Annotated in this window: 23 protein-coding genes; 11 read left to right on the forward strand and 12 right to left on the reverse strand. The window is 71.6% G+C overall.

Translation table 11 applies throughout. From position 1 onward, the window contains the following. Positions 1-162: 162 nt before the first annotated feature. Positions 163-3,300, reverse strand: a complete 3,138-nt coding sequence (locus ACIPWY_RS12975; protein WP_393699545.1) for a BTAD domain-containing putative transcriptional regulator — start codon at positions 3,298-3,300, stop codon at positions 163-165. Positions 3,301-3,582: 282 nt separating this feature from the next. On the opposite strand from ACIPWY_RS12975, the gene ACIPWY_RS12980 reads away from it, so the two are divergent. Continuing rightward, a complete protein-coding gene (locus ACIPWY_RS12980; protein ID WP_362901101.1) occupies positions 3,583-4,479 on the forward strand; it encodes a LysR family transcriptional regulator in 897 nt (298 codons plus the stop codon). Between the two features lie 137 nt (positions 4,480-4,616). Here ACIPWY_RS12980 and ACIPWY_RS12985 read toward each other — a convergent pair whose 3' ends face one another. Then, the gene (locus tag ACIPWY_RS12985; protein WP_393699542.1) at positions 4,617-5,405 is read right to left on the reverse strand and encodes an SDR family oxidoreductase; all 789 of its coding nucleotides are present in this window, start codon (positions 5,403-5,405) and stop codon (positions 4,617-4,619) included. Between the two features lie 408 nt (positions 5,406-5,813). Here ACIPWY_RS12985 and ACIPWY_RS12990 point away from each other — a divergent pair, with 408 nt between their 5' ends. The 4 genes from ACIPWY_RS12990 to ACIPWY_RS13005 all read left to right on the forward strand — a co-directional run bounded on the left by ACIPWY_RS12990 (position 5,814) and on the right by ACIPWY_RS13005 (position 8,320). Beyond that, positions 5,814-6,146: a hypothetical protein gene (locus ACIPWY_RS12990; RefSeq protein WP_362901104.1), complete on the forward strand. Its 333-nt coding sequence runs from the start codon at positions 5,814-5,816 to the stop codon at positions 6,144-6,146. Positions 6,147-6,304: 158 nt separating this feature from the next. Next, on the forward strand, positions 6,305-6,772 hold the full coding sequence (locus ACIPWY_RS12995) for an ArsR/SmtB family transcription factor (RefSeq protein WP_393699539.1): 468 nt from the start codon (positions 6,305-6,307) through the stop codon (positions 6,770-6,772). Then, complete coding sequence (gene arsB, locus ACIPWY_RS13000; RefSeq protein WP_393699537.1) at positions 6,769-7,920, forward strand: ACR3 family arsenite efflux transporter; 1,152 nt, start codon at positions 6,769-6,771, stop codon at positions 7,918-7,920. Before ACIPWY_RS12995 ends, arsB begins: the two co-directional genes overlap by 4 nt. Continuing rightward, positions 7,913-8,320 (forward strand): arsenate reductase ArsC, encoded by a 408-nt coding sequence (locus ACIPWY_RS13005; protein ID WP_362901110.1) that lies wholly within the window; start codon positions 7,913-7,915, stop codon positions 8,318-8,320. The genes arsB and ACIPWY_RS13005 overlap by 8 nt, the downstream gene beginning before the upstream one ends. Before the next feature lie 23 nt (positions 8,321-8,343). Here the strand turns inward: ACIPWY_RS13005 and ACIPWY_RS13010 are convergent, their stop codons facing one another. Continuing rightward, positions 8,344-8,760: a hypothetical protein gene (locus ACIPWY_RS13010; protein ID WP_362901470.1), complete on the reverse strand. Its 417-nt coding sequence runs from the start codon at positions 8,758-8,760 to the stop codon at positions 8,344-8,346. A gap of 271 nt (positions 8,761-9,031) precedes the next feature. Between ACIPWY_RS13010 and ACIPWY_RS13015 the strand changes: the two genes are divergently transcribed. Next, the gene (locus ACIPWY_RS13015) at positions 9,032-9,307 is read left to right on the forward strand and encodes a hypothetical protein (RefSeq protein ID WP_362901112.1); all 276 of its coding nucleotides are present in this window, start codon (positions 9,032-9,034) and stop codon (positions 9,305-9,307) included. Between the two features lie 102 nt (positions 9,308-9,409). Here the strand turns inward: ACIPWY_RS13015 and ACIPWY_RS13020 are convergent, their stop codons facing one another. Together ACIPWY_RS13020 and ACIPWY_RS13025 are read right to left on the reverse strand one after the other, a co-directional pair. Then, positions 9,410-9,817, reverse strand: a complete 408-nt coding sequence (locus ACIPWY_RS13020; RefSeq protein ID WP_362901113.1) for a rodlin — start codon at positions 9,815-9,817, stop codon at positions 9,410-9,412. Positions 9,818-9,926: 109 nt separating this feature from the next. Further along, positions 9,927-10,868 (reverse strand): LCP family protein, encoded by a 942-nt coding sequence (locus tag ACIPWY_RS13025; RefSeq protein WP_362901115.1) that lies wholly within the window; start codon positions 10,866-10,868, stop codon positions 9,927-9,929. A 336-nt stretch (positions 10,869-11,204) separates the two neighbouring features. Here ACIPWY_RS13025 and ACIPWY_RS13030 point away from each other — a divergent pair, with 336 nt between their 5' ends. Then, entirely contained in the window at positions 11,205-11,444 is a 240-nt protein-coding gene (locus ACIPWY_RS13030) for a hypothetical protein (protein WP_362901117.1), read from the forward strand. A 9-nt stretch (positions 11,445-11,453) separates the two neighbouring features. Here the strand turns inward: ACIPWY_RS13030 and ACIPWY_RS13035 are convergent, their stop codons facing one another. Beyond that, the gene (locus tag ACIPWY_RS13035; protein ID WP_362901119.1) at positions 11,454-11,864 is read right to left on the reverse strand and encodes a rodlin; all 411 of its coding nucleotides are present in this window, start codon (positions 11,862-11,864) and stop codon (positions 11,454-11,456) included. 235 nt (positions 11,865-12,099) lie between these two features. Here ACIPWY_RS13035 and ACIPWY_RS13040 point away from each other — a divergent pair, with 235 nt between their 5' ends. From ACIPWY_RS13040 to ACIPWY_RS13050, 3 genes are all read left to right on the forward strand, one after another. Further along, entirely contained in the window at positions 12,100-12,513 is a 414-nt protein-coding gene (locus ACIPWY_RS13040; protein ID WP_362901121.1) for a rodlin, read from the forward strand. A 166-nt stretch (positions 12,514-12,679) separates the two neighbouring features. After that, positions 12,680-12,943 carry a chaplin gene (locus tag ACIPWY_RS13045; protein WP_390017197.1) on the forward strand — a complete coding sequence of 88 codons (264 nt, stop codon included), beginning with the start codon at positions 12,680-12,682 and terminating at the stop codon, positions 12,941-12,943. Between the two features lie 96 nt (positions 12,944-13,039). Beyond that, positions 13,040-13,795, forward strand: coding sequence for a chaplin (locus ACIPWY_RS13050; protein ID WP_393699531.1), 756 nt, complete (start codon positions 13,040-13,042; stop codon positions 13,793-13,795). Between the two features lie 267 nt (positions 13,796-14,062). Here the strand turns inward: ACIPWY_RS13050 and ACIPWY_RS13055 are convergent, their stop codons facing one another. Both ACIPWY_RS13055 and ACIPWY_RS13060 read right to left on the reverse strand, forming a co-directional pair. Beyond that, positions 14,063-15,340: an NAD(P)-binding domain-containing protein gene (locus tag ACIPWY_RS13055; RefSeq protein ID WP_393699529.1), complete on the reverse strand. Its 1,278-nt coding sequence runs from the start codon at positions 15,338-15,340 to the stop codon at positions 14,063-14,065. Beyond that, positions 15,340-16,632 carry an ATP-grasp domain-containing protein gene (locus ACIPWY_RS13060; RefSeq protein WP_401533131.1) on the reverse strand — a complete coding sequence of 431 codons (1,293 nt, stop codon included), beginning with the start codon at positions 16,630-16,632 and terminating at the stop codon, positions 15,340-15,342. The genes ACIPWY_RS13055 and ACIPWY_RS13060 overlap by 1 nt, the downstream gene beginning before the upstream one ends. 134 nt (positions 16,633-16,766) lie before the next feature. Between ACIPWY_RS13060 and ACIPWY_RS13065 the strand changes: the two genes are divergently transcribed. Further along, complete coding sequence (locus ACIPWY_RS13065) at positions 16,767-18,194, forward strand: glycoside hydrolase family 26 protein (protein ID WP_401533133.1); 1,428 nt, start codon at positions 16,767-16,769, stop codon at positions 18,192-18,194. Positions 18,195-18,228: 34 nt separating this feature from the next. Here ACIPWY_RS13065 and ACIPWY_RS13070 read toward each other — a convergent pair whose 3' ends face one another. The 4 genes from ACIPWY_RS13070 to ACIPWY_RS13085 form a co-directional block, all read right to left on the reverse strand. After that, positions 18,229-19,356, reverse strand: a complete 1,128-nt coding sequence (locus ACIPWY_RS13070) for a GNAT family N-acetyltransferase (protein WP_401533135.1) — start codon at positions 19,354-19,356, stop codon at positions 18,229-18,231. Continuing rightward, positions 19,356-20,018: a lipopolysaccharide biosynthesis protein gene (locus ACIPWY_RS13075; RefSeq protein WP_401533137.1), complete on the reverse strand. Its 663-nt coding sequence runs from the start codon at positions 20,016-20,018 to the stop codon at positions 19,356-19,358. Before ACIPWY_RS13075 ends, ACIPWY_RS13070 begins: the two co-directional genes overlap by 1 nt. Before the next feature lie 83 nt (positions 20,019-20,101). Further along, positions 20,102-21,241, reverse strand: a complete 1,140-nt coding sequence (locus ACIPWY_RS13080; protein ID WP_362901134.1) for a glycosyltransferase — start codon at positions 21,239-21,241, stop codon at positions 20,102-20,104. Continuing rightward, positions 21,238-21,939, reverse strand: a complete 702-nt coding sequence (locus ACIPWY_RS13085; protein ID WP_393699773.1) for a polysaccharide deacetylase family protein — start codon at positions 21,937-21,939, stop codon at positions 21,238-21,240. Before ACIPWY_RS13085 ends, ACIPWY_RS13080 begins: the two co-directional genes overlap by 4 nt. Positions 21,940-21,991 lie beyond the last annotated feature (52 nt).

Below are 21,991 nucleotides of genomic sequence, written 5' to 3' on the forward strand. Positions count from 1 at the left end.
GGGCCCCGGCCCCCCCCCCCCGCGCGGCGCGGTTGTTGTTGGGGCGACCCCCCCCCCAACCCCCCCCCCCCCCCCCGGGGGGGGCCCCCCCCCCCCGCGCCCCCCCCCCCGCCCGGCTTCCCAGTCGTCCGCGCCCGCCCTCAGGCCCGCGCCCGCACCCCCTCAGGCCCGCTCCACCGCCCGCAAGGTCTCCGTCTCCAGCCGGCGCAGCGCGTCCTCACGGGAGCACGCGGCCCCTTCCTCGTACGCCTGCTTGAAGCCCTCCTCGCCCAGCGTCGCCACGATGCGGTCGATCACCTCGCGCCACTCCGGCTCGCCCCGGTCGAAGGCGCCGCGCATCACCTGGCTCATTCCGAACGATCTGGCGCCGTCCTCGGGATCGCCCTCCAACAGCCTTAGTCCGCCGAGCAGTTCGGCGACCCAGGCGAGCGCGGCGCCCGCCCCTTGGCCGAGCAGGGCGCCGGCCGCCTCCGGCAGCAGGGCCCTGGCCGCCTCGGCGTCCCCCTCGGCGAGACGGTTCTCGATGCGGGTGCTGACGATCAGGTCGCGGGCCAGTCCCGCGAGGGAGGGGCGCCGGGCGCTCAGCGCCTCCAGGCGGTCCAGGGTCGCGTCGGACTGCGCCAGGTCACCGGCCCTGCGGTGGACATTGGCCAGGCCCACGAGGATGTTGGCCTCCAGGCGCAGATGTCCGCGTTCGCGGGCCTGCCGGTGCGCGGCGCGCAGATCACGGAAGGCGCCTTCCAGGTCGCCGCTGCGCCGGCGTTCGCGGGCGAGTCTGGCCTTGCTGAGGTAGAGGTAGTCCTCGGTGCCGAGTTCGGAGCTGAGGACCACGGTCCGTTCGAACGTGGCGATGGCCTGGGCGTACTCGCCGCGCAGGGAGTGGTCGCGGCCGATCGGGAGCAGGCTCATCACCAGACCCCAGCGGTCGCCGACCTGCTCGAAGCCGCGCAGGGCCGCCAGGCGGGACTCGGCGCCGGTGACCAGGTCGCCCTGTTCGGTGAGGGCGAAGTCCCGTGCCAGGTGGGCGGTGGCCCGGACCCAGGGGTCGGGCGAGTCGAGGGGGTCCTGGTCCGTGGCCGCGCCGGGTCCGGACGCGCTCGCGGGGGACGCGGAAGCGACACGGGACATCCGCAGGAGCAGCGCGGCCGGGTGGAACTCCCGCGCCGTCGCCGACTCGCCCTCGGCGGGCGGACGTTGACCGCTCCCGGCGTGTACGGAGTCAAGGCCGGCGGCCTCCGCCAGGTACGTGTCGAGCTGGGTGCTCATCCCCCTGATCCCCCAGTACCAGGACAGGGCTCCGGCGAAGCGTGCGGCCAGGTTCCCGTCCCCGCCGTCGACGGTCGAGCGCAGGGCGAGGACGAGGTTGTCGTGCTCGGCGTCGAAGACCTCGATCGCGCGCAGCTGTTCGTGGGTGCGGAGGCGGGGTTCGTGTTCTTCCGCGAGGGCCAGGAAGTACGTGGCATAGCGCTGGGTGACGGCGTTCCCGGGCTCAGCTTCGGCGAGCTGCCTCGCCGCGTACGCGCGTACCGTTTCGAGCATCCGGTAGCGCGGCTCGCCCACCCCGTCGTCGACCGTGTGGACCAGCGACTTCTCGACCAGGACGTCCAGGACGTACGGGATGTCGGCGGACGGTAGCGACGGGTCCGCGCAGACCGCTTCGAGCGCGGGGACCGTCGCGCCGCCCGGGAACACCGAGAGTCTGCGGGCGAGGATCCGCTCGGGCTCGTCGAGCAGGTCCCAGCTCCACTCGACGAGCGCGAGCAGGGTGCGCTGGCGTGGGAGCGCGGTGCGGCTGCCCGAGACGAGGAGGCGGAAGCGGTCGTCGAGGCGGCGCGCGATCTGCTCGACGCTCATCGAGCGGAGCTTGGCCGCGGCCAGTTCGAGGGCGAGCGGCATCCCGTCGAGCCGTCGGCAGATCTCGACCACGGCGTCGAGGGTCGAGGCGTCGAGCGTGAAGTCCGGCCGGACTCCGGCGGCCCGGTCGACGAAGAGGCGGACGGCGGGCGACTGCGCGGCCTCGTCGGGCTCCGGTGATCCCGTCGGTACGTCGAGCGGGCCGAGGTGGCACAGGGACTCGCCGGTGATGGCGAGGGCCTCGCGGCTGGTGGTGAGTATGCGCAGCTCCGGGAGCTGGTCGAGGAGTTCCGCGGCGAGTCCGGCGGCCGCGTCGACGAGGTGCTCGCAGTTGTCGAGCAGGAGCAGGGCGTCGCCGCTGCCGAGGAGCCCGGCCATGCGCTCGACCGGCGTGGCCCGCCGGCCCTGGCCGGCTTCGTAGAGGCGGCCGTCGGTGGAGCTGAGGGCTCCGAGCACCGCGTCGGCCAGCTGGTCCGGTGCGCTCACGCCGGCGAGCGGTACGAACCAGACCCGGCCACGTGCGTGGGCGCGGTCCCGGGTGGCCGCTTCGAGGGAAAGCCGGGTCTTGCCCGCGCCACCGGGGCCGACGATGGTGACGAGTCGGCCGCGGTCCAACTGCCCGCCGACCCGGCTCAGCTCATCGCCACGGCCGACGAAGCTGGTCAGCCTGGCCGGAAGGCGGCTCGGGGCGGCCTCGGCGCGCTCGGCCGGCGCCTCCAACTCGCCGCGCAGCAGGGCCAGATGGGTCTCCCGCAGCTCGGCCGACGGAACGACGCCGAGTTCGTCGTCGAGGCGCACCCGTATCGCCTCGTACACCGCGAGGGCGTCGGACTGCCGGCCGGCCGCGGCCAGCGCCCGCATCCGCAGCCCGGCGACCCGCTCGCTCAACGGCCGCTCGGCGCCGGCCGCTTCGAGGTCGGCCAGCACCTCCGAGTACCGCCCGAGCCGCAGCTCGGCGTCGCAGCGGTCCTCGGCCGCCGCGGTCCGCAGATCGTCGAGCCGGGTCGCCACGGGCCCGGCGAACGGGGCGTCGAGGACGTCGGCGAGCGCCGCGCCCTGCCACAGCCCGAGCGCCGCGGCGAGCAGCGAGGCCGCCTCACCGGCCCGCCCGCCCGCGAGTTCCCGTCTGCCCCGGGCGGCCAGATCCTCGAAGCGATGGACGTCCACGTCCTCGGCCCGCACGGCGAGCCGGTAGCCGTACTTCTCGGTCTCCACCGCAGCGGACCCGCGCAGCGCCCGGCGCAGCCGGGACACCAGCGCCTGCAGCGCGTTGGCCGCGTCGGCGGGCGGCTGCTCATCTCCCCACAGGCCGTCGACGAGCGAGTCGACGGACACCGTCCGGCCCTCTTCCAGGGCCAGCCTGGCGAGGAGCATCCGCAGCCGGACGCCACCCACCTCGACCGGCGTCACATCATCGGCGTACACCTGAACCGGTCCAAGCAGCACTACGCGCACCACCGCGGCCTCCCCCTCCGTACCGACCGGCCCCTACCGTGTCGGCCATCCCTCCAACGCCGGGTCAGCATCACCCACTTGACGCCCCTGGTAAAGGGCCTTCTGCAGCGGACGCACTTCGGTGTGCGGCGGGTCGCGCAGGCACGCCAGTCCTGCGGGAATCTCCACCGGCCGCGCTGGGTTACTTGCGATGACGTCGAGGCATCGATGGCGGCGGCGTGGACCGTGGCCGTGACCGTGGCCGTGATCACCGCAGGGAGGAGACGGGAGCCGATGAGCCTTCGTCAGTTCGAGTACGCCCTGGCCGTTGCCGAGGAGGGCTCGGTGACCGCGGCGGCGGAGCTGCTGCGCGTCGCTCAACCGTCGGTGTCCCAGCAGATCCGCGGCCTGGAGCGGGAACTCGGCGTGGAACTGTTCGCCCGCACGCCGACCGGACTGGTGCCCACCGTGGTCGGCCGCGCGTTCCTGCGGGAGGCGGAGGTCGCGGTGAGCGCGGCACGGCGGGCGAGGGCGACGGCGCGGGGCGGTGCCGCTGACCTGGTGGGCGAGCTGGTCGTCGCCGTGCAGATGGGTTTCGGCACGCGGCAGCTGCCGGGCGCCCTCGCCGCGCTGCGCCGCCGCTTCCCGCGGCTTGAGGTCACCGTCTTCGAGGAGCCCAGCTCCGCCGAGCTGGAGCGGCTGTGCCGCCGGGGCGTGCTGAACCTCGCCCTGATGGCGGCGTGCGAGCGGAGCCCCGCCGACGCCCACCACCTCGGCGACGAGGAGTTCGTCGTGGTCCTTGGCACCGGGCACCGGCTGCTCTCCGCGGACCGGGTCGAGCTGCGCGAGCTGGCGGGAGAGCCCTGGGTGAGGTTCGACCGCGACAGCGCGCTCGACGGCGTACTGCTGAACGTGCTGCGGGGCAACGCGCCGGTCCCGACCACGGCCGCCCGCGTGTCCCAGGCGGCGACGGCCGTGCGCTGGGCCGCCCACGGCCTCGGGGTGACGCTCGTCCCGGCCTCCGCGGTGCCTCACGGTTACGAGCACCTCGTACGCCCGGTGTTCCCGGTCGTGTCCCAGCCCGTCATCGCCGTGGTCCGGCCCGGCGCGGGCCCGGCCGAGACGGCCCTGCTCGAATGCCTGCGTCAGGAGACCTGGTCCGACTCCGCCTTCTTCTCGGCGGTTTCCTGACGGGTCACCTAATTCCGGTAGGTCCCAGGTCACCGGTTTCCTGACGGCGGAGAAGATAGCCGGCGCCGCTGAATTCCATTGCCGGAAATGGCGTTCCACTCAGTTCCGTTCCGGGCCGTTCCGGAATCCCGTCGGCGTCAGCCCCTGGGGAATTCGCCGCCGTCCACGACGAGTTTGCTCCCGGTGAGCCAGCTCGCGCGGTCGGACAAGAGGAACAGCACCGCGTCGGCGATGTCGTCGGGCTGACCGTCGCGCCCCAGTGGCGCGGTGTCGTCGGCGTTGGTCTGGCCCGGCGCCGCGTCCATGCGCGCGGACACCTCCGCCCACTGCTCCCGCGTCGCCTCGCCGCCGGGGGTGGCGGTTCTGCCAGGAGACACGGTGTTGACCCGGATTCCGAACGGGGCCAGCTCCGAGGCGAGTCCCCTGCTGTAGTTCTCCAGCGCCGCCTTCGCCGCCGTGTAGTGCAGGAACGGTGGTGCCACGGTGGGGACCGCGGCCGAGGAGACGTGCACGATCGCCCCCGAACGCCGGTCCCGCATCCCCGGCACCAGCAGCGAGTCCAGCCGCACCGACGCCAGGAAGTTCAGGTCCAGCGCGTCCTGCCACTCCTCGTCGGGGATGGCCGAGGCGCCCTCGTACGGTCGTGCCCCACCCGCGTTGTGGACCAAAACGTCCACCCCGCCGAGCACCTCCTGCGCCGCCGCGGCGAGCGCCTCCGCGCCGGCCCGCGTCCGCACGTCGGCCACCACGAAGGCGGCCCCCTCCGGCACCGTGGCCGTCGCCGACCTGGCGGTCGTGAGCACTTCGGCGCCCGCGTCCAGGAGCTGGCGGACGACGGCCGCCCCGATGCCGCGAGAACCACCCGTGACCAGGGCCCGCTTTCCCTCGAGTTCTCGCGTTCCCGTTCCGTTCTCGATCGCGGTCATGCCACCGGCCCTCTCGATTCGCGTAATGGTCCGCTCGACAGAAGAAGGATCGAGGTGCGCAGAGCGCGAAATTCCGGAGAAATGGCGGTGAGCACCTCGTCGAGCTGTTTCACGGTACGTACGGAAAAGAGCGAGAGGCAAAGACGAAATACCAGCAGGCGCCATAGGGATTTCCTATGGCGCGGGGAACCTGCCCGGCCGGAGCCGGCCGACCGGAGCCGGCCGACCGCTGGTTACAGTGCGGGCCCCGACAACCGCTGGGAAGGCGGGCAGATGGCCGGTGCCGAGTGCATGGCGTGCAGTTTCATCCACGGGGACGAGCCGCTTGCGGGTGGAACGCTTCTCCGGACGGCGAGTTGGGTCGTCCAGCATTCGAAGGGGCCGCTGGGGCTGGGCACCCTGGCGGTCATGCCTGTCAGGCACGTGCTGCATGTGTCCGACCTGACCGGAAGCGAATCCGCGGAGCTCGGCCCCTTGCTGCAGCGGACGAGCGCGGCGGTGACCGCCGTCATGAACCCGGACCAGGTCTATGTCTGTCTGTGGTCCCACGCCGACGCCGTCCCCGGCCACCTTCACTTCGTCGTACAGCCCGTGGGCCGTTCCGACATGACCAGATACAACGCCTATGGTCCGGTGCTCCAGTTGGCCATGTTCGAGGCGAATAGCGTGCCGGGCGAGGCAGCCGTCGAAGAGGTGTGTACGCGTATACGAGCCGAGCTCGGCCGGGGCGGTTCGTGCTAGCCGGTTGCCCAAGTCGCACGACCGGTTATGGCTCCGGCGGCGGGCTTGGCGGCTCGGACGATGGCCGCGTACATGCCGTCGGCGACCGCATGGGTCGGGGTGATGCAGTCCTTCGCCACCACCTTGCGCTCTAAATCGAAGCCCGTCAATATAGAGGGATGTCGAAACAAGAGCTGGTGGTGCTCGACCAGGCGAACGGCGACGCGGACAACGCGTGCGACCAGGACAACGCGTGCGACGCGGACGACGGATGCTGCCCCGGGCTGCTGGCCGCTCCGCTGGACGACGAGCAGGCCGTTGAACTGGCCAGAGTTTTCAAGGCTCTTGGCGACCCCGTCCGGCTGCGGCTGCTGTCGATGATCGCGACACGCGAGGGCGGCGAGATCTGCGTCTGTGATCTGACCCCGGCGTTCGACCTCTCCCAGCCGACGATCTCCCACCACCTCAAGCTGCTGCGGCAGGCCGGCCTCATCGACTGCGAGCGGCGCGGGACGTGGGTCTACTACTGGCTCCTGCCGGAGATGACGGACAAGCTCGCCGGCATCCTCACCCGGCCCGAACGGCCCGAACGGCCCGAACGGCCTGGACAGCACGCGGCCTCGGGCGCCGCCGAGGCATCCTCGTGAGTGACAGCACCACCACGGCACCGGCGGCAGGACGGCTGTCCTTCGTGGACCGCTACCTCGCGGTGTGGATCCTCGCCGCGATGGCCGCAGGCCTCGGCATGGGCCGCCTCGTTCCCGGCCTCGGCGACGCCCTCGCCAGGGTCACCGTCACCGGCGTCTCGTTGCCGATCGCGCTGGGCCTGCTCGTGATGATGTATCCGGTGCTCGCGAAAGTCCGTTACGACCGTCTCGGCACCGTCACGCGCGACCGCCGCCTGCTCATTCCGTCCCTGGTCCTGAACTGGGTGCTCGGCCCCGCGCTGATGTTCGCGCTCGCCTGGACCTTCCTGCCGGACCTGCCCGCGTACCGCACCGGCCTGATCGTCGTCGGCCTCGCGCGCTGCATCGCCATGGTCGTCATCTGGAACGACCTCGCCTGCGGCGACCGCGAGGCCGCCGCCGTCCTGGTCGCCCTCAACTCCCTTTTCCAGGTAGTGGCGTTCAGCCTGCTCGGCTGGTTCTACCTCTCCGTGCTCCCCGGCCTGCTCGGCCTGGAACAGACCGCGCTCGACGTGTCCGTGTGGGAGATCGCCCGCAGCGTCCTGATCTTCCTCGGCATCCCGCTGCTCGCCGGATTCCTGACCCGTCGGTTGGGCGAGAAGGCCAAGGGCCGCGCTTGGTACGAGGCGAAGCTGATCCCGCGTATCGGACCGTTCGCCCTGTACGGGCTGCTGTTCACCATCGTGGTGCTGTTCGCTCTCCAGGGCGACGCGATCGTTTCCCAGCCGCTGGACGTCGCCCGCATCGCGCTGCCGCTGCTGGTGTACTTCGCCGTCATGTGGACCGGAGCCATGGCCCTCGGCAAGGCAGTCGGCCTCGATCACGCGCGCGCCACCACACTCGCCTTCACCGCCGCCGGGAACAACTTCGAGCTCGCCATCGCCGTCGCCATCGCCACCTTCGGCGCCACCAGCGGCCAGGCACTCGCCGGCGTCGTCGGTCCGCTGATCGAGGTGCCCGTCCTCATCGGCCTCGTCCACGTAGCCCTGGCCGCCCGCCGCCACTTCCCCCGGCCCGGCCCCGCGACCGCCGAGCCGGACACCACGGCGGCCGGACCGGACACCACACCCGAACCCGTCGCGGCCCAGGAAGGCCCCTCCCGTGTCTGAACCCAAGCCCTCCGTGCTCTTCGTCTGCGTCCACAACGCCGGGCGTTCCCAGATGGCGGCCGCCTGGCTCACCCACCTCGCCGGTGACCGCGTCGAGGTCCGCTCCGCGGGATCCGCGCCCGCCGACACAGTCAACCCCGCTGTTGTGGAAGCCATGCGCGAGGCCGGCGTCGACATCTCCGCCGAGGCACCCAAGATTCTCACCGTCGAAGCCGTCCGGGCCTCCGACGTCGTCATCACCATGGGCTGCGGCGACACCTGCCCCGTCTTCCCCGGGAAGCGCTACCTCGACTGGAAGCTCCACGACCCCGCCGGTCAGGGCGTCGCCGCCGTACGACCCATCCGCGACGAGATCGAGTCCCTGATCCGGAAACTGATCACGGAGATCGCCCCCGAGTAGCACTCCCCTCGACGTTCAGCACGCTACCCAGCGGCGACTGCCCGGCCGTTCGGGCCGCGTCCCGTCAGGGAAGTGATCACCGCGGTGAGCGCCGCGGTCACGGCGAGGCTCCCCACCATGACAAGTCCCACGCCGATCACGAAGAGGCCGCTGGCGTCGTCGGACCAGTCGACGTAGGCGGCCACCGTGAGGCCGGCCGTGGGGCCGAGCACCGCGGCCACGCCGTAGCGCCGGGACGCCGCCCAGTACACCGGCGCCAGCAGGGTCAGTACGAGGCCGATCACCTGCCACGCCTCGTACGGTCCGGTCACCGAGCCGTCGGGGTGCACGTCACGTTGTTGGTCCCAGCCCAGCCAGCCGGCCCACGCCGCGACCGCGACCCCGGCCAGCGCGATGGTCGCCGGCAGGTGGAACGTTCGCTTCGGCAGTCGCTCATTCATGTCCATGGGCCAAGCGTTCCGGCTCACACGATGACCGACCAGAGTGCTGGTACTCAGTTCCGACCGAGTACCGGGTGCAACCGGCACACGGCCGACCCCGTTCCTGCGAGAGGCTCCCTGCGAGAGGCGAGGTCATACGCCAGACGTCATACGCCCCCGGCCGAAGGGCTCGTCAAGCCGACGGGCGATTGCGTACGACTTGGGTACGCCTCTCGGGTGGGCGGGCCGTCACGCCCGTTTCCCCCGGCGCTCGTCGGCCGTTGCTGAAGGCATGATCTCCACACGACGTGTTCTCGCCGCGGTCGCTCTGGCCGCCGGCGCCTCCGCTCTCGCCATGCCCGCGGCCGAGGCCGCTCCGGTCGGTCCCCTCGGCGGCATGAAGCCGATCAGCCTCGACGACATCACCACCAGCGCCGTCCCGGCCGAGCACAAGGCCGAGATCCCCTCGGTGAACGAGCAGCTCGGCGGCCTGAACCGGCTGAACGAGCTGCACCAGGTCACCGACCTCGTCGCCCCGGTGACGGGTCTTCTGCCGTCGATCAGCTAGGGCAGCCGGCCGGCATCCGGACTGCGAAGTCCGGGCACAGAAAAGAACGGGCACAGAAAAGCGGGGGCAACCGGATACCGGTTGCCCCCGCTTTCACGGCTGCTAGTCGTTGCCGACGCCGTTGCCGGACAGGACCGGGATGTCGTCCAGGATGTGCGACAGCGGCTCGTCACCCTTGGCCTGGGTGGAGTTCTCGACACACTGCTGGTTCTGCGGCGCCGACAGGATCGGGACGTCCTGCACGGCGATCGGCACGGCGCCGACCAGCGAACCGACGTTGGCCTTGGCCGGCAGACCGATGCAGGGCTTGTTGAGCGAGCCCTGGACGAGCCCGAGCTGCGGGCTCATGTCGCCGTGCGTCGAGGAGTTGCCGAACGCCTGCTGGGCGCCGTTGCCGCTCGCGGACGTCGTGCCCGAGTCGTCCCCGATGGCGAGGGCCTGGGGGGCGGCGACTGCCGACATACCAGCGACGGAGGCAGCGATGGCCGCGGTTGCCCACAGCTTCTTCATGATGAATCCCTTCAATCGGCGGGCTCCGGTCACGGAGCCGCATGGTCATCAACTGAGCCGGGCTGATGCGGTTTCGCGGTGCAACCCGATTGGCCCAGCGCACTTGCCTTCAGGAACAGGCCAGCGTGTTCCCGCGCACCGCCGTCTCGTCCCCGATGCGCGGGGGGTCGGAAGGCTTCACGGTGGAGTTGTGCGGGGTGAGGGACCCGTCCTTGTTGAGCGTGGCGAACATCTTCTTCGCCGCCGCCTTGTCCCACTCCAGCGTCGAACCGACGCCTTCGATGACCGGGTTGAACCCGGCGATGGGCACGGAGGTGAACTCGGACTGCGCAGGGGACAGCCGGCTCAGGTCGGTGGCGAGGGAGACGAGTTCCTCCGGCGTGAACCCCTGGTCGACCTTCGTGGCACCGAGCACCGTTTGCGCCAGGCCGATCGCCCTGGCCGGATCAGCGAGGATCCCGCGGGTGGCGAGTCTGTGCATGACACTGATCAGGAAACGGTGCTGGCGCTGGATCCGCCCCAGGTCGGCGCTTGCGTCCACATGGCGCGAGCGGACGTACTGCAAGGCCTGACCGCCCCCGAGGCGGTGCCGGCCGGGGCGGAGGTCGAGCTTGGTGGCCGAGTCGGACAGCCGCCTGGAGGTGCAGACGTCCACCCCCTCGACCGCGTTCACGCTGTCGATGAACCGTCTGAAGTCGATCTGCAGATAGTGGTCGACCCTGACGTCCGTCACGGCCTCCACCGTGCGGACCGCGAGCGCGGGGCCGCCCTGCTGGAAGGCCGCGTTGATCTTCGCGGGGTGCGCGGGGTACTCCTCCCCGGTGCCCGGGTCCCGGTCTGCGGGGATCTGCGCCAACGAGTCCCTGGGGAGGCTGACCACGCTGACCCGGTCACGCCGCTGCGAGACATGGATCAGCATCAGCGAGTCGGTGCAGTTGCAGGCGACTCCACCCGCGTGGAACTTCTTCTTCTCCTGGCTCGTGATGGTGTCCCGGCCGTCCGTCCCCATGAGCAGAATATTGGTGCCGGGGCCCTCGGCAGGGCGGTTCACAGCGCCGTTGAACGCATCGACCCGCTGAATCCTGTAGGGCAGCGCGGAAACGGAATTACCCGCCACGGAAGCAGCCGTCGCGAGGAGCACTCCCAGGGCTGCCGCACTCAGACGAATATTTCTCCGACGGCTGGTTCGTGAAGGGCGTTTCGTCACCGTATTCGCTCCACAGCAGAGGGACAGATCTGACGGCACCGTATGCCAGCGAAATAACTTGAACGGTGACCGCCCCGCGCGCCGCCGGGAAGTAACTCTTTCGCCCTAAAGGGAACCGTTTCGGCTTCCGGGGAAGATGGAACAGAAAGCCAGAGATCGCCCAGAGGAAGGCGAAGTGCTGTGCCTCAGAACAAGAACCGCCGACCGCTCGAAGGCTTTATTCCACAGAGCCGGGAGTCGCCCGAATGCAGAATCGACGAACCCCTTTACGGGGCGCTGCTCGACAGCTGGAGGCGGCGGGGCAGAACGCTTCCCGGGCTGCCCGACCGGGAATGGGACGAGATCGCCGCCCGGGACATCTGGCCCCGCGACGGCCAGGGCCGTTGGGTCGCCGGTCAGGTGGACGACCCAACGGAATGACGCCGCGGCTCAGTTGTTGGCCGCGCCGTTGCCCGACAGAACCGGGATGTTGTCGAGGATGTGCGAGAGCGGCTCGTCACCCTTGGCCTGGGTGGAGTTCTCGACACACTGCTGGTTCTGCGGCGCCGACAGGATCGGGACGTCCTGCACGGCGATCGGCACGAGGCCGACCAGCGAACCGACGTTGGCCTTGGCCGGCAGACCGATGCAGGGCTTGTTGAGCGAGCCCTGGATGAGCGCCATCTGCGGGCTCATGCTGCCGTACGTGGCGGAGTTGCCGTAGGCCTGCTCGGCACCGTTGCCGCTGAAGGACGTGGTGCCACCGTCGTTGCCGATCGCCATGGCCTGGGGGGCTGCGACCGCCGAGATACCGGCGACCGAGGCGGCGACTGCGGCAGCCGCCATGACCTTCTTCATCATGATGAATTCCCTTCTCGTTGCCCCCGACCCGGGAGCTCCCTGCCCAACTCAGATTTACGCACATGGTTGTTCCGGTTCACTCTGACGGGTTCACCCGAACATTGTCGAATAAATGACTATCGGCCGATCATTCTCCGCACGCGCAGCCCGACCGAGTGAAGTGCCGCAACTATTTCGACCGGGGCCCTGTTGTCCGGGCAGCGTTAACTGGCGTCTGTGCGAAAAGGAACTGGAAATGCTTAAGAAGGCAATGGCAGCGGCCGCGGTCGCCGTTTCGGTCGTCGGCGTCTCGGCTGCGGCCGCCCCCCAGGCGCTGGCCATCGGCGACGACAGCGGCACGACGTCCGCGAGCGGCAACGGCGCCCAGCAGGCGTACGGCAACTCCAAGACCGACGGTGACCAGAGCCCGCAGCTCGGCGCGGTCCAGGGCTCGCTGAACAAGCCCTGCATCGGTCTGCCGGTCAAGGGCAACGTGGGTCCGCTGTTCGGTCTGCTCGTGCCGGTCGCCGTCCAGGACGTCTCCGTCCTGTCGGCCCCGCAGAACCAGCAGTGCGCGGAGAACTCGACGCAGGCCAAGGGCGACGAGCCGCTGTCGCACATCGTGGACGACATCCCGGTCCTGTCCGGGAACGGCGCCAACAACGGCTGATCCACCCGTCCCGGGAACCCGGGCCGCCCGCCTTCTCAGGCGCGGCGGCCCGGTTTTCTTTGCCTCAGGGGCGATTCCGAGGGCTTCCGGGCGCTTCTTTAACGCGGACGGCTCAGTTCCCTTCCGCCTCACGGCTCGTTTTCACACCGAGGTAATGACCTCATCCATGAACGACGAGAGAAGGGTAAAGAGAGTGATTCTCAAGAAGAGCGCAACGATCCTCGCCGGCGCTGTGCTGGCCCTGGGCATGGCCGCTCCGGCGTTCGCCGACGCCGGTACCGAGGGCGCCGCGGTCGGTTCGCCGGGTGTCCTCTCCGGCAACTTGGTGCAGGTCCCGGTCCACATCCCGGTCAACCTGTGCGGCAACACCGTCGACGTGATCGGCGCGCTGAACCCGGCGCTCGGCAACGGCTGCGCCAACGACGACTGATTCAGCGCCCCGGCCGTCAGGCCGCGGCTCCGCCGGCCTTGGATGCGTCTCGTACACCAAGGCCGGCTTTCATCTGCGAGCAGGAAGACAATCTAGATGCGACAGGCCCTGAACTTGGGAATGGTCGCGGCTGCGGCCGCGACGAGCATTCTGTCCCTGCCGGGCTCCAGCGCGTTCGCCGCGTCGGGCGCGGACGGGCAGGCGGCGGGCTCCCCCGGCATTCTTTCGGGCAATACGGTCCAGGCCCCGCTGGACGTCCCGGTGAACGCGTGCGGCAACACGGTCGACGTCGTCGCCGTGCTCAATCCGGCGTTCGGCAACTCCTGTGAGAACAAGGGGAGTTCACGGCCGGACAGCACCGGCGGTTCCGACCGGGCCGCCGGCGGCGCTGTCCACGGTACGGAGAGCGACGAGTACGGCAGCGGTGACGACATGTCCGGGGGCGGTGCGCACGCCGAGAGCGATGTGCGGCAGTCGCCCGGCATCCTCTCGGGCAACTCCGTGCAGGCCCCCGTGCACGCTCCCGTGAACGCGTGCGGGAACTCCGGGAACGTGATCGGCGCGGCCAACCCGGCGATGGGCAACCACTGTTCCTCAGGCGTGGCCACCCCCGAGGAGATCTCCCAGGTGCCTCCGCCCACGGTGCGTACCGTCGAGCCCCCGGCCCCGGTGCAGCGTCTGACCCCGCCGGACGCGCAGCCTCCCGTGCAGCGCACCCATGTCACCGGCGGGCGAACGCAGTTGGCGCACACGGGGGCGGATCAGGATCTGCTGGCCGCAGCGGCGGCGAGTGCGGGGCTGCTGATCGGCGGCGGGGTCCTCTACCGGCGGGGACGTGCCTCGACCCGGTAACACCGTCGCCGTACGCCAGGCCGGGAAGAACCGACCTTCATGTTCTTCCCGGCCGGCGGAGAGGGCCGTTCAACCGCTTGCTGCCAACCCACGGCGTAGTCGCCGACGGCTGACGGGGGAGGCAGCCGACCGTCTCACAACCGGGCCAGTCCACCACCGGGCGGCCCCCGCTGCGGAACTGATTCACCCGTTCGCCCGCACCCTCACTCCAAAGGACGCCGCGGGCGCGAACGCACCCGCGGCAACTCCGGTCACCTGTCCGACCGTTCAGCGTTCGGCCGCTGTCAGCGGGTCGTGCGCCGACCTGCTGCCCGGCAGGGTGAGGCCGCCGGAGGGGCGCCCGCCGCGCAGCCGTCGTCGGACCCCGTCCACGAGATGCGGCGCGGTGAACGACGCTCCGTGCACGAAACGCATCGACGGGCCGAAGTCCGCCGCGGTCATCAGTCCCGCGAGGAAGAGCCCCGGCCTGCGCGACTCGAAGCCCGACCCGACGCGGGGTGTCGCGTGCGGGTCCGCGCCGAGGCCGGCCCGCAGCGCGGGGGCGAGCATCCCCATGCGGCCGTAGGTGGCCCGGAACCCGGTGGCCGCGATGACGTGGTCCGTCTCGAACGGCGGGAGATCCGCCCAGGAGCCCGCGCTGGTTTCCGAGGTCGTGATCCGCAGCCTGCCGCCCCACGGCTTCGCGTGCCGGATCTCCTGGCCGAGGTGGATGTCGAAGCGGTCGGTCACCCGGTCCCGTACCCACCAGGCGCCCGCGGGCCCGAGCGCGGTCGCGCAGACGCGGGCGCGGGTCCGGTGGGGGAGCCGGCGGAAGGCGCCCGGCAGTTCCGAGTAGAACCAGTTGCGCCAGCCGCAGCCGAGGCCGCTGTGCGGGGCGCGCAGGCTCTGCCACCAGGGGCGCTCCCACGGGGGCGGGAGCGTGTTCCAGGCCAGGTCGTGCGAGCGGGCCACGATCCTTACGCGCGTGCCCTGTTCGGACAGGAGCGCCGCCGTCTCCAGGGCCGCCTGCCCGGCTCCGACGACGGTGACGTCCTGGTCGCGGAAGCGCGTCAGGTCGCTGTGGTGGCTGCTGTGGGTCACGTACGCGGGGTCGAGGCCGCGCAGGGCCATGGGGATCTCCGCGAAGGGCAGTACGCCGACGGCGAGGGCCACCGTGCGGGTGCGGAAGAGTTCCCCGTCCTGGGTGCGCAGGTCGAATCCGCCGGGGCAGGAGTCCACGGACTCCACCATCCGCTCGTCCACGGGCGGCACGGCCCGCCGCGCGAACCAGAGGCCGTACGCGGAGAACGTCTCGACCGGGAGAGGCTCGCCGTGCCGGGCCGTGGTGCCCTGGAGCGCGCAGTACGCGTCGAGACCGAACCGGCCGTCCGGCGCGGAGAGGTTGGACGCCCAGGGCTCCGACTTCAGGAACATGCCCCGCGGCATGTGGTCGCGCCACGATGCCATCGGGTCGCCGAAGACCCGCACGTCGAGGCCGGCTGCCGCCGCGTGGGCGGCGATGGACAGACCGTAGGGGCCCGCTCCGACAATCAGCAGGTCGTGCATCAGCAGCTCGCTTTCTCTTCGTCCATCACGGGTGTCGCGTCGAGGGCGGTGACGGCGGGCGGGGCCTCGGCGCGGGCGGGCGGCACGGGCGCCGGGCGCAGGAGCCGGCCCGCCACGTGCCGGCACCACAGGCCCGTCATGGCGATGCCCGGCATGGGGTCGTCGCCGCTGTACCAGGCGAGTTCGCCGCGCGCCCGTACGCCGCGCTGCGAGGGCAGCGCCGGAAGTGCCCCTCGGGCGAGGCTGCGCAGGGCGCTCACCGGCGCATAGTTCTCGACCACGAACGTCCGCCCGGGAGCGGCCCGTGCCACGGGCGGCCGCCGGTACGTCAGGTCGAGGTGCAGGGCCCGTACGACGTCCAGGCCCGAGCCGTCGGCGAACGGCCGGAACTGGGCGCCCGGGCGCGGGTTGAAGTCGAGAAGGCAGTACCGGCCGGTCCGCGCGTCCACGCGGAAGTCGACGTCGAGGATGCCGCGGTAGCCCAGTGCCGTGACGAGCCGGTCGACCAGGGCTTCCAGCTCGGGGTTGGCGGTCCAGCGGCCGACCGCGGTGAGGCCCGCGCCCCGCGGCCAGGACCGGTGCTTGCAGCCCGCGCCGCCGCCGCGCACGACGCCCCTGCGGTCGACGTGCCCGTGGAAGAACCAGTCGCGGCCTTCCCCGGCGGGCAGATAGGCCTGGAGCAGCAGCCGGCTGCCGGCCTCCTCGGCCCTCTTGTACAGGGCTGCCGCCTCCTGCTCGCTGTGCACCACGAGCGTGCTGCGCAGCCCGCTGCCCGGCTGGATGAGCCAGGGGCGGCTCCATTTGGCGACGACGGGCGCACCGAGGTCCCGTACGGCGCGGCGGGCGCCTTGTGCGCCGTCCGGGATGACTGTGGCCGGGTGCGCGATGCCCGCGGCCTCGCACAGCGCGGGCAGCTGCGCCTTGTCGGCGACCTGTTCGGTGAGGCCGTCGGGCTGGTCCGGCAGGAGGTAGCGGGTGAGGAGTTCCTCGCGCAGGCGGCTCACCGCAATGGCTCCCGCGTCGTCCAGGGGAATGAGGACGGCGGGTCCTGCGACGCTCGCCGAGACCCGGCGGAGCGTGGCGCCGATCTCCTCCAGGGAGGCGTCGGGGCCCGGCGGCGGATGCTCCCCGCTCAGGAATCTGGACCGCCGTACGGGGCTTCCCGCAGAAGCGGCCACCACATGGACGTCCACTCCCGTGCGGCCGAGTGACCGGACGGCGCCGAGCGTTCCGTGGTGGAAGGGGTTGGGGTCGATCCGCAGCAGCACAGCGGGAACGCTGGTGTCGAGCACGCGGGGGGATTCCTTTCCTGGTGATAGCCCGAACGGGCGACTAAAGAGGCGTGCGGGCCGGTCCCCGGTTCGCGCGTTACCCATTCGTGTGACTGAGTGTCAGCAAGGAAAGAAGTGCGGCACGAGGAGTAGGCATGTCCCCACAACGCCGAAGGACCATGAGCCGACGCATCCCCTTGATGACCGCCGGGATCTTCGCGTCAGCAGTGATCGCGTCCGGTTCCGTCTCCGCCGGAACGGCCGGGGCCGCCGTGCCCACCCCGCCCACCGCACCCACCCCGCCCACGGCACCCACCCCGCCCAAGCCCCCCACGGCTCCCACCCCTCCCAAGCCACCCACTCCACCCACTCCACCCACGGCACCCACCCCTCCCAAGCCACCCACCCCGCCCACGGCCCCCACGCCACCTGCGGCACCCACGCCGACGCCCACCCCCACTGGCGGCGTGACGGACACTCAGGCAGGCACCGGAGGCACCTCGGACACCGCAGGGACTTCGACCACTTCGACGTGGCCGGCGTTCGGTGCCTACCTCGACTACGGGCCGAGCGGCGTGCAGCGCATGGGACGGCTCAGCAAGTGGCTCGGCGGCTCCGAGCTGCGCGTCGGGCACACCTACCTGCCGGGCGACCGGTGGAGCAACATCGAGGGCGCTCCCGGATTCCTGGAGGACTGGGCCAGATGGCGGCTCGGGCGGGACGACCGGCTGTTCGTGCTCAACGTGCCGATGCTGGAGCGCAACGAGGAGCACGTCGGTGACGAGGAGGTCCGCTCGCTCCTGCGGCAGGGCGCGGCCGGTGACTTCGACGAGCACTTCCGCCGCCTCGCCCAGCGCCTCGTCGGCCTGAAGGTCCCGGACACGGTGATCGTGCCCGGCTGGGAGATGAACGGGACGACGTACACGCACCGGTGCGGGCCCGACCCGGAGGCCTGGAAGGCGTACTGGAAGCGGATCGTCACGACGATGCGGTCGGTGCCCGGGCAGAAGTTCCGCTTCGACTTCACGCCCAGCCGCGGCCTCGACGCCGTGCCCTGGACCAAGTGCTATCCGGGCGACGACGTCGTCGACGTCATCGGCATGGACGCGTACGACCAGCCCGAGGGCAAGCCGTTCTCCGAGCAGATCTCCGAGCCGTACGGGCTCCAGGATCACGTCGACTTCGCCAAGGCGCACAACAAGCCCATCTCGTACCCGGAATGGGGTCTGTTCCGTAACGGGGACAACCCGGAGTACATGCGGCGCATGATCGGGTGGATCGACCGGTACAAACCCCTCTACAACACGATCACGGACTACTGCCCGCACGGTGTGTGGCAGTGCCACGAAAACCCCCAGTCGGCGCAGGTCTACCGCTCGATGCTCTCCGGCCGCCTGGAGCCGTCGACGCCGACGCAGCCCACGACGCCCGAGACACCGCCGGTCACTCCTCCCGTGACACCGCCCGTGACTCCCCCGGCCACCCCGCCCAGCTGCGCGCCGCTCGACCTCGGCGACTGGGTGGAGTTCTGGCTCGGCGGGAAGCTGTGCCTGCGGTTCGACTGGTGGTCGCGGCGCTCCTGACGCGCCGGAGTCCCGGCCGGTGGCGGCGGGGTCGTCACGACGAGTCGCCACCCCGGGCCTTCCACTCGCGCAGCGCCTTCTTGCCCAGGCGGCGCGCCGTCACGTCGCCGACGGCGAGGGCGAGCCCGGCCGACGAGCCGGTACGGGCCAGCACGAAACGCTGGTTGACGACGCTGTGGGGGCGCCAGTGGTGCTTGTACGGCTCGTTGCCGCGCAGCAGGCTCAGGGAGTCGGACGAGCGGTCCTGGGCGTGCTCGCTGCACGAGCGCAGCAGCATCGTGGCGAGGTCGGCCTTGCGTTCGCGCAGGGCCGGATGGGCGCCGTACAGATATCCGCCGGTCAGGCACGGGGACACGAAGGTCAGGTCGGCGGCGAGGACCGTCTCGTCGATACGGAACTCGGTCACGACCGCGTCGCCCGACCTGGCCATGACGGAGACCGAACGGGTGAGGTGCTCGGAGAAGCGCGGCCTGAGGTGTTCCGTGGTCACCTTGCGGCCCTCCCACTGGAGTTGGTGCAGCGCGACCAGGCGGCGCACCGAACCGTCGACCTCGACCTGCGGCACCACGCGGCGCTCGATCCCCAGGGCGTCCAGCTTGCGGACCTTGGCACGGGCGCGCTGCGCGCGGGACCCCGGCAGCCGGCCCACGATGTCCTCCATCGGGACGGGCGGCAGCTCCAGGCAGACGGAGTCGTCGAGGCGGCGCCTGGGCCCCGGCCACCGGTCGTAGAGGCGCTCGACGGCGCTTCCCGGGCGGGCCTCACGGAAGTCGATCACGTGGGTGCGGGCGAGCCGCCACAGCACGTCGCCGAGCGCGCGGACCACGGCGCCCTCGTCATCGCCCTCGCCGTCACCGTCGTCGATGAGGACGTCGCAGAAGTCGGAGATGCTCCCGCCGAGCGGCACCAGCACCGGCAGCGGCCGCCACCGCCGCATCAGCGGGGCCGCGGCGACGAGCCGGCCGCCGGCGCGGACCAGGATCACGCACAGGCCGCGGCCCGTCCCGTACGAGAGCCACCACGAGTGCAGCCAGGCGTGGCTCTGGAACGGGGTGGCGGTGCGGGACCTGCGGTACAGCGCCTCCCACTCCCGGCCGACCCCGCCGAACCGGACGCTGTCGGTGCAGACCTCGACCGACAGCTCCCCGCCCCCGGGCCGCATCAGATACTCCCGGGCAGGTCCACGGCCACCGCGGGCCCGGGGACGGACGCCGTCGCCTCCGCCCGCGCGCGGCGGGGACGGACCAGCATCACGAGCCCGCCGAGGAGGCCGCCCGCGCTGACGCCCACGAGCGCGGTCACCCCGGGGGACGCCGACGACGGCGACGTGGGCTTCACCGCGCGCGAGAACTGGAGGAGCTTCACCTTGGTGCCGGCCTTCGTGCGGTTGGCGTCGGCGGTCAGCGCCCGCGCCACCGCGTTGGCCATGTCCGCGGCCTTGCGCGGCTTCACGGACGTCGCCGACACCGCGACCATCGGCGCGTCCGGCGAGGTCTCGGCCCGCACGCTGTCCTGGAGCACCTTCACGGGTACGCCCGCCCGCTCCTGGGCGTCGCCGAGGACCGCGATCTGGGTGGCGACACGGCCGTAGGCCTGGGCGAAGCCGAGCGCGGTCGACGGGTCGGAGTTCTTGTCCGGCACCGCGATCACATAGCTCGTGGCGGAGAACTGCGGCGTCTTCAGGACGCCGTACAGGCCGCCCGCGAGACCGCCCAGGACGACCCCGGCCACGATCAGCGACCACAGCGGGAGGCGCTTCACGCGGGCGCCCGCCCGGGCGAAAGGACCGGCCGGGCTGACCCGCCGGTGAGGAGCATCGGTCATCACTTACTCACTCTCGGAACTCTTGGAACTCTTGGAACTCTTGGAGCTCTCGGAACTCTTGGAGCCCTCGGAACTCTCGGAAGTCACGGAACCCTCGGATCCGGACCGCCCAGGGCCGCCTCGTACAGCCGCAGGTGCTGTTCGGCGCTTCGGGTGATGCTGTAGTGGCGCGCTGCCGGGGACGGGACGCGGCCGGAGGGCCGGGCCGCCACGATCCGCAGCGCCTCCTGTGCGAACGACTCCGGGTCGCCGGGGAAGCGGACGGCCGCGGCCTCCAGCTGCGGCGGCAGGTCCTCGACCGCGGGGCAGCTGACGTAGAGGACGGGCAGTCCGGAGGCGAGTGCCTCCACGACGGCGAGGCCGAACGCCTCGTCGGCCGACGGGGAGGCGAGCAGATCCATCGCACTCATGAGGGCCGGCAGATCGGGGTCGCCGGCGCGGCCCGACGGCGACGTGTACGGGCGCTCCCCGGCGAACACGACGCGTCGCGCGATCCCCAGATCCTGGGTGAACCTGCGCAGCCGGTCCTCCTCGGGGCCGCCGCCGACGAGGAGCAGCCTTACGTAGTCCGGCAGTTCGGCCAGCGCCCGGATGACGACGTCGAAGCGCTTGCCGGGGACGAGGCGGCCGACTCCCCCGATGACGAAGTCGTCCCGGTGCAGGCCGAGCACGTGGCGGGTGGCGTCGCGCAGCGCCGGGTCGTGGGCGAAGCGGTCGACGTCGATGCCGTTGGGCACGACGTGGATACGGTGCCGGGGCACCCCCCACCGCGCCAGGCGCTCGGCCACCGAAGGGGAGACCGCCAGGGTGGCCCGGCCCACCCGCTCGCCCGCGAGATAGAGCGCGCGGACACCGGCGGACAGCGGGCGCCCCTCCATCCCGTTCTCCCCCAGCGAGTGCTCGGTGGCGACCACGGCGCGGACCCCGGCGAGGCGTGCGGCGAACCGGCCGTAGACGCAGGCGCGGTACAGGTGGGTGTGCACGAGGTCGTAGCGGCCCTCGCGCACGAACCTGGTGAGCCGGGGCAGGGCGCCCAGGTCGCGGTTCCCTGTCATGCCGAGGTGCACGACGCGGACCCCGTCGGAGGTCAGGCCGCGGGCCACGGTGCCCGGGTTGGTCAGGGTCACCACGTCGCTGTGGACGGGCAGATGGCGCAGCAGGAGCCGCAGCTGCTGTTCGGCTCCCCCGGTCCCGAGGCCGGTGATGACGTGCAGGGTCCTCATGTTCGGGCCTCCGGTGCGGTGGAGCTGCGGCGGCGCAGGCGGTGCAGGCGCAGTTTCAGTTCGAGGCGCCAGGCCGCGTCCTCCTGGCCGACGTGGACGCGCGGCAGGGCGAAGTCGCCGGTGAGGTCGCCCGGCGAGATGGCGCAGGCGTAGCGGTATCCGGCGCTGCGGACGGCGTCCACGACGCGGCGGTCGACGGTGCCGTAGGGGTAGCAGAAGCCGGTGACCTCGCGTCCGGTGAGTTCCGTCAGGCGTCTTCGGCTGTCCTCGGTCTCCGCGCGCAGTTCGCTGTCGTCGACGCGGGTGAGGTCGACGTGGGTCAGGCCGTGCGAGCCGATCTCGATGCCCGCGGCCGCCGCGGTCCGGATGCCGCGGTCCGACAGGAGCGGCTTGCGCGGGCCCAGCGGGTCCCACTCGTTGACGCCGTCGAGGCGGCCGGGCAGGACGAACAGGGTGGCGCCGCAGCCGTAGTGGCGCAGCAGCGGCAGCGCGTTGTCGACGAAGTCGCTGTAGCCGTCGTCGAAGGTGAGCCCCACCAGGCCGCGGGCCGTGCCGAGCGCGCGGGCCTCCAGGAGCGCCGCCACGCCCACTCCGCGCAGCCCGCGCCTGCGCAGCCACCGGAGCTGTTCCTGGAGGCGTTCGGGGGAGACGGTGACGCGGTACGGGTCGTCGCGGCAGTCGTCCACGGAGTGGTACATCGCGACCCACATCGGCGGGTCGGGGAGCAGCCACCGCCGGGGGCGGGGGCGC

It is taken from the genome of Streptomyces sp. NPDC090032, assembly GCF_044748025.1.
GTDB lineage: Bacteria > Actinomycetota > Actinomycetes > Streptomycetales > Streptomycetaceae > Streptomyces.

What these genes read in the sequence shown, in the direction of transcription:
- ACIPWY_RS12980 (WP_362901101.1), top strand. Translation starts at nt 3,583, where the DNA reads ATGAGCCTTCGTCAGTTCGAGTACGCCCTGGCCGTTGCCGAGGAGGGC.
- ACIPWY_RS12985 (WP_393699542.1), bottom strand. Translation starts at nt 5,405, where the DNA reads ATGACCGCGATCGAGAACGGAACGGGAACGCGAGAACTCGAGGGAAAG.
- ACIPWY_RS12990 (WP_362901104.1), top strand. Translation starts at nt 5,814, where the DNA reads ATGCCTGTCAGGCACGTGCTGCATGTGTCCGACCTGACCGGAAGCGAA.
- ACIPWY_RS12995 (WP_393699539.1), top strand. Translation starts at nt 6,305, where the DNA reads ATGTCGAAACAAGAGCTGGTGGTGCTCGACCAGGCGAACGGCGACGCG.
- ACIPWY_RS13010 (WP_362901470.1), bottom strand. Translation starts at nt 8,760, where the DNA reads ATGAATGAGCGACTGCCGAAGCGAACGTTCCACCTGCCGGCGACCATC.
- ACIPWY_RS13015 (WP_362901112.1), top strand. Translation starts at nt 9,032, where the DNA reads ATGATCTCCACACGACGTGTTCTCGCCGCGGTCGCTCTGGCCGCCGGC.
- ACIPWY_RS13020 (WP_362901113.1), bottom strand. Translation starts at nt 9,817, where the DNA reads ATGAAGAAGCTGTGGGCAACCGCGGCCATCGCTGCCTCCGTCGCTGGT.
- ACIPWY_RS13035 (WP_362901119.1), bottom strand. Translation starts at nt 11,864, where the DNA reads ATGATGAAGAAGGTCATGGCGGCTGCCGCAGTCGCCGCCTCGGTCGCC.
- ACIPWY_RS13040 (WP_362901121.1), top strand. Translation starts at nt 12,100, where the DNA reads ATGCTTAAGAAGGCAATGGCAGCGGCCGCGGTCGCCGTTTCGGTCGTC.
- ACIPWY_RS13045 (WP_390017197.1), top strand. Translation starts at nt 12,680, where the DNA reads ATGAACGACGAGAGAAGGGTAAAGAGAGTGATTCTCAAGAAGAGCGCA.
- ACIPWY_RS13050 (WP_393699531.1), top strand. Translation starts at nt 13,040, where the DNA reads ATGCGACAGGCCCTGAACTTGGGAATGGTCGCGGCTGCGGCCGCGACG.
- ACIPWY_RS13055 (WP_393699529.1), bottom strand. Translation starts at nt 15,340, where the DNA reads ATGCACGACCTGCTGATTGTCGGAGCGGGCCCCTACGGTCTGTCCATC.
- ACIPWY_RS13065 (WP_401533133.1), top strand. Translation starts at nt 16,767, where the DNA reads ATGTCCCCACAACGCCGAAGGACCATGAGCCGACGCATCCCCTTGATG.
- ACIPWY_RS13070 (WP_401533135.1), bottom strand. Translation starts at nt 19,356, where the DNA reads ATGCGGCCCGGGGGCGGGGAGCTGTCGGTCGAGGTCTGCACCGACAGC.
- ACIPWY_RS13075 (WP_401533137.1), bottom strand. Translation starts at nt 20,018, where the DNA reads ATGACCGATGCTCCTCACCGGCGGGTCAGCCCGGCCGGTCCTTTCGCC.
- ACIPWY_RS13080 (WP_362901134.1), bottom strand. Translation starts at nt 21,241, where the DNA reads ATGAGGACCCTGCACGTCATCACCGGCCTCGGGACCGGGGGAGCCGAA.
- ACIPWY_RS13085 (WP_393699773.1), bottom strand. Translation starts at nt 21,939, where the DNA reads ATGTACCACTCCGTGGACGACTGCCGCGACGACCCGTACCGCGTCACC.